At 68.1% G+C, this 13,251-nt stretch carries 10 protein-coding genes; 6 read left to right on the top strand and 4 right to left on the bottom strand.

What is annotated here, in order from left to right:
- Window positions 1-34 precede the first annotated feature (34 nt).
- The 3 genes from ACVK00_RS10100 to ACVK00_RS10110 form a co-directional block, all read right to left on the bottom strand.
- A complete protein-coding gene (locus ACVK00_RS10100; protein ID WP_354123285.1) occupies window positions 35-1,321 on the bottom strand; it encodes an NRAMP family divalent metal transporter in 1,287 nt (428 codons plus the stop codon).
- 411 nt (window positions 1,322-1,732) lie between these two features.
- On the bottom strand, window positions 1,733-1,981 hold the full coding sequence (locus ACVK00_RS10105) for an adhesin (protein WP_284891335.1): 249 nt from the start codon (window positions 1,979-1,981) through the stop codon (window positions 1,733-1,735).
- Between the two features lie 669 nt (window positions 1,982-2,650).
- A complete protein-coding gene (locus tag ACVK00_RS10110; RefSeq protein WP_228907965.1) occupies window positions 2,651-3,085 on the bottom strand; it encodes a universal stress protein in 435 nt (144 codons plus the stop codon).
- Between the two features lie 392 nt (window positions 3,086-3,477).
- On the opposite strand from ACVK00_RS10110, the gene ACVK00_RS10115 reads away from it, so the two are divergent.
- The 6 genes from ACVK00_RS10115 to ACVK00_RS10140 all read left to right on the top strand — a co-directional run bounded on the left by ACVK00_RS10115 (window position 3,478) and on the right by ACVK00_RS10140 (window position 8,391).
- Window positions 3,478-4,962, top strand: a complete 1,485-nt coding sequence (locus tag ACVK00_RS10115) for an amidase (protein ID WP_284891334.1) — start codon at window positions 3,478-3,480, stop codon at window positions 4,960-4,962.
- 247 nt (window positions 4,963-5,209) lie between these two features.
- Window positions 5,210-5,902: a hypothetical protein gene (locus ACVK00_RS10120; RefSeq protein ID WP_284891332.1), complete on the top strand. Its 693-nt coding sequence runs from the start codon at window positions 5,210-5,212 to the stop codon at window positions 5,900-5,902.
- A 122-nt stretch (window positions 5,903-6,024) separates the two neighbouring features.
- Window positions 6,025-6,858 (top strand): arylamine N-acetyltransferase family protein, encoded by an 834-nt coding sequence (locus ACVK00_RS10125; RefSeq protein ID WP_284891330.1) that lies wholly within the window; start codon window positions 6,025-6,027, stop codon window positions 6,856-6,858.
- A 106-nt stretch (window positions 6,859-6,964) separates the two neighbouring features.
- Window positions 6,965-7,141 (top strand): ribbon-helix-helix domain-containing protein, encoded by a 177-nt coding sequence (locus ACVK00_RS10130; protein ID WP_105831255.1) that lies wholly within the window; start codon window positions 6,965-6,967, stop codon window positions 7,139-7,141.
- A 1-nt stretch (window position 7,142) separates the two neighbouring features.
- Window positions 7,143-7,502, top strand: a complete 360-nt coding sequence (locus tag ACVK00_RS10135; protein WP_228907961.1) for a VOC family protein — start codon at window positions 7,143-7,145, stop codon at window positions 7,500-7,502.
- A 10-nt stretch (window positions 7,503-7,512) separates the two neighbouring features.
- On the top strand, window positions 7,513-8,391 hold the full coding sequence (locus ACVK00_RS10140; RefSeq protein WP_284891329.1) for a class I SAM-dependent methyltransferase: 879 nt from the start codon (window positions 7,513-7,515) through the stop codon (window positions 8,389-8,391).
- A gap of 15 nt (window positions 8,392-8,406) precedes the next feature.
- Here ACVK00_RS10140 and ACVK00_RS10145 read toward each other — a convergent pair whose 3' ends face one another.
- Window positions 8,407-13,248: an NAD-glutamate dehydrogenase gene (locus tag ACVK00_RS10145; RefSeq protein WP_284891328.1), complete on the bottom strand. Its 4,842-nt coding sequence runs from the start codon at window positions 13,246-13,248 to the stop codon at window positions 8,407-8,409.
- Window positions 13,249-13,251: the final 3 nt, after the last annotated feature.

Consider the following 13,251-nt stretch of genomic DNA (forward strand, 5'->3'; position numbering starts at 1 on the left):
GCGAAGCGCCGGCAGGGCGGTGCGGCGGTGTGGTTCAGCCCGGCACGAACACGCCCATCGCCGCGATCACCATCGCGAGCGTCGCGAGCCAGCCGCCCCATGCCAGCACGCCCCTGACGGCGAATTCGCCCATGATGCGCCTGCTGCCGGCCATCAGCATCATCACGAACATGATCGGCACGGCCGTCACGCCGTTGATGACCGCACTCCAGTAGAGCGCCCGGATCGGGTCGAAATGCATGAACGTGATCGCGACGCCGCCGATGATCGCCAATGCGATCACGGCGTAGAACTCGGGCGCGACGCCCAGCCGCAACGCGAGACTGTTGCGCCAGCGAAAGGTGCCCGCGGCCGCATAGGCGGCGGATCCCGCGAGAACCGGCAGCGCCAGCAGGCCGGTGCCGATGATCCCGAGCGCGAACAACACGTACGCGAAGTGCCCGGCGACGGGCTCGAGTGCCCGTGCGGCATCCGCCGACGTCTTCACGTCGATGTGATGCATGTGCAGCGTCGCCGCGGCCGTCAGCGTGATGAAGAACGCGATGAGGTTCGACACGCCCATGCCGACCCAGGTATCGACGCTGATCCGCCGCAACTGCGCGGGCGCCTGGTGCGGCATGCTTCGCAGCGGTTGCTGGTTCGGCGCCGCGCGCAATTCCTCGACTTCCTGCGAGGCCTGCCAGAAAAACAGATAAGGGCTGATCGTGGTGCCGAGCACGGCGATGATCGTCGTCAGGTAGGCGGCGTTCAACTGGATATGCGGCAGCACGATCGCACGGCCGACCTCGCGCCACGGGACGGGCACGATCAGCGCGACGGCGACATAGGCGAGCAGGGTCAGCGCGGTCCATTTGAGGAGGCGGGCATAGCGGTCGTATGGCACGAAAATCTGCAGCACGACCGACACGCCGCCCAGGCAGACGACATAAAGCTCTTGCTGGCCGTGCAGCAGCAACTTGACCGCCGCGCCCATCGCCGACAGGTCGGCCGCGATGTTGATCACGTTCGCAATGGTCAGCAGCGCGACGGTGCCATAGAGCAGCCACGGCGGATAGTGCGTGCGCATGTTCGACGCGAGGCCCTTGCCCGTCACGCGGCCGATGCGCGCGCTGACCAGCTGGATGGCCGTCATCAGCGGATAGGTCAGCAGCAGCGACCAGAGCAGTTCGAAGCCGAACTGTGCGCCCGCCTGCGAATAGGTACCGATGCCGGAAGGATCGTCGTCGGCGGCGCCGGTGACGAGGCCCGGTCCGAGGCGCCGGAGCCACATCGTCGCGGACGGACGAGGTTGTGCGGAATCGATGGACTCTTGGTCGTTCATGTTGGCGGCGGCCCCGTGAGGAAGGACAGGGAAGTCGCAATCGGCGTGCCCGGGCGGAATGGGTTTCGGTCGCGCAGCCCAGCGCAGCGGAAAGCCGCTACCGGCGGCGCGCGGGCAGCGAGGATAGGGGAAGTTGGGTGGACGGCGCGTGCGTGAACGGGCGCATCCGAATTGGGATATCGATGGGCGTTGGCAGTCGATTTTGCCCCGGCCGCTAAGGGATGGACTTGCTTGAAGTGTCGCGCGGGCCGCTCATCGATTCGTCGAGCGCGGCATTGACGGCGTATTGCCGGCTACCGGCAGGTCAGGGCCGGTCGCGCGGAGCACCAAGGACGGAAAGCGCCGGTCGCGACCGCTCCCGGCCACGCGGCGCGACACGGGCGCAGCCGACACGGCGGCGCCTGTTCGATCTCAACGCGCCGCGATCGCGGCATCCTGATTGCCGCGCCCGCTCACGAGGCAGCCGGACATGAATGCCTCGCTCTGGCTGCTGGCTGCCGCGTTGCCGAAGCCGCGGCTGAGCGCGTCGTATTTCACCTGCTCGGCGCCTTGCGAGCACGCCGTCGGACTGGCGTCGCGGCCTTGCGCATGCAGCAGCGCCCGATCGCCGATCAGGTAGGCCAGCAGCGCGAAAAAAGCGATATGTACCACTCGTCTCATGATTCGTCTCCTCGTCGCTCAAGCGTAACGCGGACACGTTGTGCGAAGCATTGGGGCTTCCCCGGGTAATCGTCTGCTGAAATGTCCGCTGGCCGACGTGATCGCGTCCTGTCTTTGCCCATCGCGGCGGGGAAAGGGGCGGTGTTTGGCCGGACCGGCGCGCAATCGATGCGAGTTTGACGAATGTCAGGGTGCGGGCAGGGCGAGACGGTCGCGCTACGGGGCGAAGCGATAGCATGAATGCATGTTCTGGCGGAACGCGATGCGCGGCAAGCGATGGGCGCAGCGGTTCCGAACGCAGCGGTACATGTTGAACATCGCTATCGAAATAGTGAGGAATCCAAATGCTTAACGTCTCTTCGGTCCTGATCAGCATGGCGCCGTTGTGGGTCATCCTGCTGGGCGCGTCTTCAGTGGCGGCCTATCTCGTGTTCTGGCGCAAGGCCATCCAGTAAGCAGGTCGGTGCTATGCGACGGCGCACGTGTGCGCGTCGCAGTATCGGTACACGGCACACGACGGCTTTGCACCGTGCTGGACGCATCGTCGCGTCGACTCCAATGAAACGACCCGCCTGAGCGGGTCCATGACGACCACGTCGCGCCGGTGCGCATCGAGGTCGACGGCGCGGTGCCGCACAACTCGGCGGCGACGCCGCTGCGATCAGCCGCTTATCGCACCGCCGTCACCGGCACATTCGAAATCCGCACGAGCCGGCTCATCACGCTGCGGCGGAACATCGACAACATCGTATGAACCGGATCGTGCCGCGGCGCGACGACGACGATTTCGTCGCAGCCCGTCTCGGCCGCGACGGCCGCGATCGTGTCGGCCACCGGCCCGACCTTCTTCACCACGCTGTACCGGACTCCGGCTTCCCGCAGCACCCGCTCGGCCATCGCCAGATCGTCGCACGCGAACTTGTCCTCGATCGAGCGCAGCCGCGACAGCGGGTGAAACGCCTCGAGCCGCGTCGCTTCGAGCGGCGGCTGTACGTTGATCAGCACGATCTCCGACGCGCAGCGTTCGCGATACAGGAAGGTCGCGTGGCGGACCGCCTGCAGCGAACGGGGCGAATGACCGACAGGAACCAGCAGCTTGAGCATGGAAGATGCTCCGGAATCGAGATGTTTCCAGCGTAGCGCGCCGCCGGATCGCTCGATCTAAAGAGATCGGGCGGCCACGTAAAAATGCCGTCAACGCCGGCCGTCGCGTTGTGTCGCGCCTATTAGAAATATAAGAAATTTAAGTTTATGCGCATAAACGTTTTCATCAGCCGGTCGGCCGCTCCGGTCCTCCCGGGCGGCGTGCCGATTTAGTCGGATCTTCAATGAATCGCGGCGGAAAATATCGAAGGTCGGCCATCGGGCGTCGCGTAGAGTAGAGCATCGGTCGCGGCGCGGCCCCTCCCGCCCATTCCAGGCCCATTGCCGGCCGCTCGGGACGGAGTGCGGCCACCCGCGGCCCGCCATTCTGTTCCGATTCCAGGAGACCTCGCATGCCGCACGGCGCCCCGCAGCTTCTCGCCCCCGCTTCCATCACCGTCGACCCGATCGTGCGCCTGTCGGCCGGCGAGCTCGCATCGGCGATCCGCAGCAAGGCGGTCTCCTGCGTCGAGACGATGCGTGCGTATCTCGATCACATCGAGCGCGTGAACGGTGCGGTGAACGCGCTGGTCTCGCTGCGCGATCGCGCCACGCTGCTCGCCGAAGCCGCGGAAAAGGACGCGGCGCTCGCCCGCGGCGAATATCACGGCTGGCTGCACGGGATGCCGCAGGCGCCGAAGGATCTCGCGATGACGAAAGGGTTGCGGACGACCTACGGCTCGCCGATCTTCCGCGATCACGTGCCGCAGGCCGACTCGGTCGGTGTCGGGCGGATGCGCGCGGCGGGTGCGATCTTCATCGGCAAGACCAACACGCCGGAGTTCGGTCTCGGCTCGCACACGTTCAACGAGGTCCACGGCGCGACGCGCAATCCGTACGACCTGACGAAAAGCGCGGGCGGCAGCAGCGGCGGCACCGCGGCGGCGCTCGCCGCGCGCATGCTGCCGGTTGCGGACGGCAGCGACTTTGGTGGCTCGCTGCGCAATCCGGCCGCGTTCTGCAACATCTACGGCTTGCGTCCGTCGCAGGGCCGCGTGCCGCGCTGGCCGGCCGTCGACGTGTTTATCCAGCAGCTCGGCATCGAAGGGCCGATGGGCCGCACGGTCGGCGACGTCGCGCACCTGCTGTCGATCCAGGCGGGCTACGACCCGAACGATCCGCTGTCGCTCGCGGAAGACCCTGCGGTGTTCACGAAGTCGCTCGACAAGGACCTGCGCGGCGAGCGCATCGCGTGGGTCGGCGACTGGAACGGTTATCTCGCGACCGAGCCGGGCGTGCTCGCGCAGTGCGAAAAGGGGCTCGCGACGCTGCGCGAGATCGGCTGTGACGTCGATGCGGCGCTGCCGGCGTTCGCGCCCGACCGGATCTGGCGTCTGTGGCTCGCGCATCGGCATCTGCTGTCCGGCGGCGGGCTGCTCGCGCACTATCGCGACCCGGCACGCCGTGCGCTGCTCAAGCCCGAGGCAATCTACGAGGTCGAAGGGCTGCTCGCGATGCAGGCTGCCGAGGTGTTCGACGCGAGCATCGAGCGCACCGCGTGGCATCAGGCCGTGCTGAGCTTCTTCGATCGCTACGACTTCATCGCGGCGCCGACCGCGCAGGTGTTCCCGTTCGACGTCGAGCAGCGCTGGCCGAAGGAAATCGCGGGCCGCGCGATGGATACCTACCACCGCTGGATGGAAACGGTCGTGCCGTGGACGCTGGCCGGCTGCCCGGTGATCAGCGTGCCGGTCGGCTTCAACGACGCGGGGCTGCCGATGGGGATGCAGCTGATCGGCCGGCCGCGCGCGGATCTCGCGGTGCTGCAGCTCGCGCGCGGCTACGAGCAGGCAGCCGACTGGGTCGGCCGGCGGCTGCCGGCCTGGATGGCTGCCTGACGCACGCGGCGGCCGCGATCCCGGGCGGCCCGCAACCAGCGATATTGATGCGGGCAAGGAACGAATCCCGATGCACCGTCGAGATCGCGCGGCAAATGCGGACGAATGCGCGCGGCGAGCCGGAGCGGCGGCGGAATTGCAAGCGGCCGCGGCGCGCGATTTCGTTTCGATGTGTTTCAGTCGTTGCGGCGGCGCGCGACGCGCTTCAACAATATCTGCCTCAATAATTCGGGCACGAGGGAAACAGATGAAGCACATTCGCGCGACGGGCAAGCACCTGGCATCGGCAGGCATCGCATTCGGCATCCTGCTGGGGGTCAACGGCACCGCGCATGCGCAACTCGACCTGCAATCGATCGGATCGTCGCTGCTCGGCGGCGGGCAGCAGCAGGCCGCGCCGTCGCAGGGCGGCGTCGCGCAGTTGCTGCAGGCGTACGTCGGCGCGAACCAGCAGGTGCTGGCCGGCCAGTCGTCGCTCGCGTCGGCGATGGGGCTCACCGGCGCGGCCGGGCAGGCGCAGCAGGCCGCCGGCCTGCTCGGCGGCGGCAACGCATTGACGCCGGCCGCGCTGTCGCAGATGGGCGGCGCGCAGCAGTCGGTGTCGCAGGCGCTCGGCCAGGCGTTCGCGAGCGGCGGTGCGACGCATGGCCAGGTCGACAAGCAGGCGTTCAGCAACGGCCTTGCATCGCTCGGCCAGGGCCTCACGCAGTACTCGCAGCTGCAGTCGGGGCTCGGCAGTCTCGGTTCGACCAGCGCCGCATCGCTGCTGCAGGCGGGCCTGAATCCGCAAAACATGCAGGCCGCGTCGTATATCGCGCAAAGCGCGCCGGGCCAGTTGCAGTCGCTCACGTCGACGCTCAGCCAGGCCGTGCAGTTCGCGACGAGCCAGGGCATCTCGGTGCCGGCGGTTGCGTCGTCCGCGCTGAAGCTGCTGCCGTAACGTTATCGGCGCCGCGCGCTGCGGTGCAGGCAGCCGCACGCGGCGCGCCGGGAAGGCCCCGCGCAACATGGGGATTACGCTCGATGCTATCGTGGCGTGTTCCCCGTTCCCGGTGCCGGTTCATGACTGACTCGTTCGACCTCCCGCGCTATTTCGCCCGCATCGGCTACGACGGCCCGGCCGAGCCGACGCTTGACGTGCTGCGCCGGCTGCATCTGCTGCACCCGCAGGCGATCCCCTTCGAAAACCTCAATCCGCTGACCGGCGCGCGTGTCGCGCTCGACCTGCCGGCGATCATCGACAAGGTGATCGGGCACCGCCGCGGCGGCTACTGCTTCGAACTCAACAAGCTGTTCTACACCGCGCTCACGCACATCGGTTTCCGCGTGACGCCGTTGATCGCGCGCGTGCGCTGGATGCGGCCGCCCGAGGTCGTCACCGCGCAGACGCACATGCTGCTGCGCATCGATCTCGACGGCGCGACGTGGCTCGCGGACATCGGCTTCGGCAGCGCGACGCTGACCGCGCCGCTGCGCTTCGTGCCGGACGCGCGGCAACTGACGCCGCACGGCGCGTTTCGCGTGGTCGGCGCGCCGGTCGACGGCGAATTCGACATGCAGTTCGAAATTCCGGACGGTTGGCAGACGACCTATCGCTTCTCGCTGAAGCGGGCCGAGTGGATCGATTACGACGCCGCGAACTGGTTCACGTCGACGTATCCCGAATCGATCTTCGTGAACGACCTGATCGCGTGCCGCGTACTGCCTGACGGCCGCGCGGCGCTGTTCAACACCGTGCTGACGCTGCGCGACGCGGCGGGCGCGGGGCGCACCGTCACGTTTGACGACGCGGCGGCGTGGGGCGCGTGCCTGCGCGACACGATCGGCATCGATACGACCGGCTTCGATCTCGACGCGCTGTTCGCGCGGGTGGTGGCGCGGGCCAACATGATGTGAGCGCGTGGCGAGCGGCGGCATGGCCGGCGTCGGCGTCCGCCGCACGCCACGCCGCCGGTTCCGTTCCGTGTTTGACTTTTGCTATTTTGCTAGCATACTAGTAATCATGAGCGACGAAGAAGTGAAGCAGTTCAACGTGTACCTGCCGCTGAGCCTGATCCGGCAGGTCAAGCATCGCGCCATCGAAACGGAGCAGTCGCTGTCCGCGCTGGTGGCCGACGCATTGCGCGCGTATCTGGCCGCTCCGCCACCGGGAGCCGGGCCGTCCACCAAGGAGGAGTGACATGTCATCCGGGCGAATCGAAGCCGTGTACCTGACGACGCACAATTGGGGCAAGTCGGCGAAGTTCTTCCAGGCGCTGGGCTTCACGCTGGAATTCGAAACCGATCATGCGTCGGGCCAGCTGAGGCGCGGCGACGGCCCGTATCTGTTCATCGCCGAAGTGCCGACGAGCGAGACGCCGGACATGCAGGTCGTGCTGACGGTGCCTGACGAACAGTCGGTCAGGCCGCAGCCGATCGTCGACGTCGTCACGCCGTTCGAGGATACGCACTGGGGCACGCGGGACATGACCGTGCGAGACCCCGACGGCCGCGTGTGGCGCCTGCAGGCGCCGGGCACGCCGGGCGGGTCGGGTGAGTGAGGCCGCGGCGATGAGCGACCTCCATCAGGACCATCAGAACCATCAGGACGCCCCCGACAGCACCGCCGCTCGCGTCGCGCTGTGGCGCGCGCTGCACGTCGAACTCGATGCGCCGCCGCACGTGCTCGCCGATGAAGTCGGCCTGCGCCTGCTTGCACCGGCGCCCGGCTGGCAGCAGCGCGGCGACATGGATCCGCAGTTCACGCGGCCGTTTCGCGCATCGATCGTCGCGCGCGCGCGCTTCATCGAGGATCTCGTCGTCGCGCAGGCCGCGCTGGGTGTGAGCCAGTACGTGATCCTCGGCGCGGGACTCGACAGCTTCGTGCAGCGCCGGCCCGAGATGGCGTCGCGCTTGACCGTCTTCGAAGTCGATCCGCCCGCGCCGCAGGCGTGGAAGCGCCGCCGCCTGACCGAGCTCGGTTTCGGCGTGCCGGACTGGCTGCGGTTCGTGCCGGTCGATTTCGAGGCGAAGCAGTCGTGGCGCGACGCGCTCGTTGGCGCGGGCTTCGATGCGGGCAAACCGGCGGTCGTGGTATCCACCGGCGTCAGCATGTACCTGACGCGCGACGCGAACGCGGCGGCGCTACGCGAAGTCGCGTCGCTCGCGCCGGGTTCGACGTTCGCGATGACTTTCCTCTTGCCGCTCGAGCATGCGGATCCGGACGTGCGCCCCGGGCTCGAAATGGCCGCGAAGGGCGCACGCGCGAGCGGCACGCCGTTCATCAGCTTCTTCATACCGGCGGAAATCCGCGCGCTCGCGACGGAGGCTGGCTTCACGCGAGCCGAGCATGTGTCGGCCGCGGCGCTCACGCGCCGCTACTTCGCCGATCGTACCGACGGCCTGCGTCCGCCGAACAACGCGGAAGAGTTGCTGGTCGCGACGGTGTAACGCCGCGGTCAGCCGTCACGCGCGTTCCAGCACGGCCATCTCGCGCACGATCACGAGCAGCACCGCGAGGCTCGCGCCACCCGACGCGCGCAGGTCGGCGAGCAGATGTTCGTAGCGCTCCAGCGCGGCTTCGCGGCGTTCGCGCCACGCGTGGACGATCGTCTCCGGCGCCGTCGAGTCGGCCGATTCCGCCAGCGCGCTGGTGGCAAGCGTGCGCTTGAGCCGCGCGATTTCCGCGAGCGCGGCCGCGCGCGCCAGCATGTCCCAGTGCGTCGGCGCCGGCAGCGTGGCCGCGCGTTCGCCGATCCACCGGTAGTTCAGCAGCGTGCCGAGCGAGAAGTACACGCCCGCGACCAGCTCGAGGCTGCGATCGCAGGTCGCGGCCACTTCGGCGATGTCGAGCAGCGCCGCCGAGATGTCGCCGTTCGCGACGCGGCCGGCGAGTGCGCTGTCGACGCCGGCGTCCACCAGTACGCGCTGCCGCTCGGACAACGCTTCGAGATCGCTCGTCGGCAGCAGCGCCGGCAATTGCGGCGCGAGGCGCTGCACCGCGTCGCGGCAGCGCGCGATCAAGCCGGCGACGCCGCCGTCGGCGACCGCGCCCGACTGCAGGTGTCGCAGGAACCACAGCGCCGCGCGCTCCAGCAGCCGGGCGACGTCGACGAACATGCGCGCCTGCACGTCGTCGGCGACGCGGTTGTCGAGCGCGTCGATATCGCGCCACACCGCATCGAGATCGAACACGTCGCGCGCCATGATGCAGGCGCGCACGATGTCGCCCGGCTTCGCGTCGGTTTCCTCCATCAGCCGGTGCACGAACGCGCAGCCGACGCGGTTGACGAGCGCGTTGGTCAGGTGCGTCGCGAGAATCTCTCGCCGCAGCGGGTGGCGCTGCATCGGTTCGCTGAAGCGCTGTTGCAGCGGCGTCGGGAAATAGTCGACGAGCATCGCGGCGACGAGCGGATCCTCCGGTACGTCGGATTCGAGCAGCGCGTCGTACAGCCACATCTTGCTGTAGGCGAGCAGCACCGCGCGCTCCGGCGACGTCAGCCCCTGTTTCGCGGTTTGCCGTTCGGCGATCTCGTCGTCGGTCGGCAGGAACTCGATCACGCGGTTCAGGCGGCCCGCGCGTTCGAGCCAGCGCATCAGGCGCGCCTCGGCGTCGAGCAGCTCGACGCTGTAGCGGCCCGCGATCGACAGCGCCTGTGTCTGGTAGTAGTTGTCGCGCAGCACCAGCAGCCCGACTTCGTCGGTCATTTCCGCGAGCAGCGTGTTGCGCTGCTTCTCGGTCATCTCGCCGTCGGTGACGACGAGGCCGAGCAGGATCTTGATGTTGACTTCGTGATCCGAACAATCGACGCCCGCCGAGTTGTCGATCGCGTCGGTGTTGATGCGCCCGCCGCGCTGCGCGAACTCGATGCGGCCGAACTGCGTGCAGCCGAGGTTGCCGCCTTCGCCGACGACCTTGCAGCGCAGGTCCGCGCCGTTCACGCGCACCGCGTCGTTCGCACGATCGCCGACCTGCTGGTGGGTTTCGTGCGCGGCCTTCACGTAGGTGCCGATGCCGCCGTTGTACAGCAGGTCGACCGGCGCCTGCAGGATCGCGCGGATCAGCTCGGTCGGCGGCAGCGCCTGCGCGTCGATGCCGAGCGCGGCCTGCACGGCCGGCGACAGCGGGATCGTCTTCGCGGTGCGTGCGTACACGCCGCCGCCCTGCGAGATCACGGAGGTGTCGTAGTCGGCCCAGCTCGAGCGTTCGAGCGCGAACATCCGCTCGCGCTCCGCGAAGCTCGTCGCCGGGTCGGGGTTCGGATCGAGGAACACGTGCCGGTGATCGAAGGCCGCGACGAGCCGGATATGCGGCGACAGCAGCATCCCGTTGCCGAACACGTCGCCCGACATGTCGCCGACGCCGACCACGGTGAAGTCGGTCGTCTGCGTATCGACGCCCATCTCGCGGAAATGCCGCTTCACCGATTCCCACGCGCCGCGCGCGGTGATCGCCATCTTCTTGTGGTCGTAGCCGACCGAGCCGCCGGACGCGAACGCATCGTCGAGCCAGAAGCCGTATTCGTGCGAGATCGCGTTCGCGTAGTCGGAGAAGGTGGCCGTGCCCTTGTCGGCCGCGACGACGAGATACGGATCGTCGGGATCGTGCCGCACCACGTCGGGCGGCGGCACGATCGTGTTGCCGGCGAGATTGTCGGTCAGGTCGAGCAGGCCGCGCAGGAACGTCTGATAGCACGCGATGCCTTCGCGCATCCACGCTTCGCGATCGCTCGGCGGCGGCGGGTTCTTCACGACGAAGCCGCCTTTCGAGCCGACCGGCACGATCACGACGTTCTTCACCATCTGCGCCTTCATCAGCCCGAGCACCTCGGTGCGGAAATCCTCGCGGCGGTCGGACCAGCGCAGCCCGCCGCGCGCGACGCGCCCGCCGCGCAGGTGCACGCCCTCGACGCGCGGCGAGTACACCCAGATCTCGAACATCGGCTTCGGCTCGGGCAGGCCGGGCACCTTCGCCGGATTGAACTTGAACGACAGGTACGGCTTCGATTCGCCGTTCGCGTCGAGCAGGAAATAGTTGGTGCGCTCGGTCGCGTTGATCACGCCGAGGAACTGGCGCAGGATCCGGTCCTCGTCGAGGTTCGGCACCTGGTCGAGCGCCGTCTCGATGGCCTTCAGCAGGTGTTCGGCCTGCACGTCGCGCGTGCCGCCGGTGGCCGGGTCGAAGCGCAGCAGGAACAGCTCGACGAGCTGCCGTGCGATCGCCGGATTGCCGGTCAGCGCGCGCTCGATGTACGCGTCGCTGAACGTCGAGCCGACCTGCCGCAGGTATTTCGCATACGCACGCAGGATCGTGACCTCGCGGGCGCTCAGGTGGGCGCGCAACACCAGGCGATTGAAGTCGTCGTTCTCGATCCGGCCGCTCCAGATCCGGTCGAACGCATCTTCGAACAGGCCCTTCACGCGCTCGATGTCGAACTCGGTGTCATCGACGAGTTCAAGGCCGAAATCGTGCACCCAGGCGGGTGCGGCATCCTGCGTCTGGATCCGGTACGGCCGCTCCTCGTCGACGCGCACGCCCAGATGTTCCAGCATCGGCAGGCTGCGCGACAGCGCGATCGGATCGCCCGCGCGATACACCTTGAAGCGGAACGCGCGCGGGCCGGCCTCGATCGGGCGGTACAGGTTCATCGCGAGCTGGCCCGACTCCTTCACGCGCTCGATCAGCTCGATGTCGCGCACGGCCGTGCGCGCCGGGTAGTCGTCGCGATAGCCGGCCGGGAACGATTCCGCATAGTGCTGCAGCAGCCGGTTGCCTTGCTCTTCGCCGAACGCGTCGAGCAGCGCGTCCGCGAGATCGTCCTGCCAGCGGCGCGCGACCTGCACGAGCCGCGCTTCGAGCTCGCGCGTGTCGACGTCGGGCATCGTGCCCGGTTCGGCATGGACGACGAAATGAATCCGCGCGATCGCCGATTCCGACAGCAGCGGCGTGAATTCGACGTTCACGCCGTTGTATGCGTCGACGAGCAGCTTCGCGATGCGGCGGCGCAGGTCGGTGTTGTACTTGTCGCGCGGCACGAACGCGAGGCACGACACGAAGCGGTCGAAGCGGTCGCGCCGCACGAACAGGCGCGTGCGCTGGTGTTCCTGCAGCCGCAGGATGCCGAGCGCGATGTCGTAGAGCTGGTCTTCGTCGGCCTGGAACAGTTCGTCGCGCGGATAGGTTTCGAGCACCGTCACCAGCGACTTGCCGAGATGCCCCTTCGGCAGGAAGCCCGCGCGCCGCACGATGTTCGCGCACTTGCGGCGCACGATCGGGATCTCGGCGCTCGACACCATGTACGCGGTCGACGTGTAGAGCCCGATGAAGCGGCGCTCGCCGATCACCTTGCCGTCGGCGCCGACCAGTTTCACACCGACGTAGTCGAGGTAGCCGGGCCGGTGCACGGTCGCGCGCGAGTTCGCCTTGGTCAGGAAGATCGGCCAGGGGCCGGTGATGATCTCGGCGGCGGCCGGCGGCAGCGGCGTCACGTCCGGCGCGCCGGACGGCCGCAGCGATTCGCGCAGCAGGCCGAAGCCGGAGCCCTCGACGCCGCGCAGCCCGAAGCCCGACGCGTCCGATACCAGCGAGTAGTCGCGCTGGCCGAGGAACGTGAAGTGGTCGGCGGCCATCCATTCGAGGAAGGCGCGCGCCTCGATGTCTTCCGCGGTGGATTCGCGGGCTTTCATGTCCTTGATCGTCGCGCGCGCGATGTCGACGATCTTCGGCCAGTCCTCGACCGAGGCGCGCACGTCGCCGAGCACGCGCGCGATGTCGTCGCGCAGCGTGTCGAGCAACGCGGCGTCGCCGCAGCGGTCGACTTCGAAATGGATGAACGAGGCGAGCTGCGACTGGCCGTCGGCGGCCGTCGCGCCGCCGGCGTCGACACGCTCGATCCCGCCGTTGCTGCCGCGCCAGATACGGAACACCGGGTGCAGCGCGGAGTGCAGCGCGAGCCCGAGGCGGTTCACCGCCATCGTCACCGAGTCGACGAGGAACGGCATGTCGTCATTGACGATCTCGATCACCGTGTGGTCCGAGTGCCAGCCGTGCTGCTCGAGGATCGGGTTGTACACGCGCAGCCGCTCGCTGCCGGGCACGAATTTCTGGGCGGTCTGCCAGTGCGCCATCGCGGCGCCGTAGAGGTCGGCGATGCTGCGATCCTGCAGGTCGTCGGCGTCGACGAAGTCGTAGTAATGACGCAGGAACGGTTCGACGATCCGGAACGTGGCTTCGGGCAGGCGCCCGCGCGCGAATTCGACGACATCCGAGAGCAGGTGTGCGACGACTTCTTCGTTCTTCGCTTCCATGGC

Source organism: Burkholderia sp. PvR073, assembly GCF_054055695.1.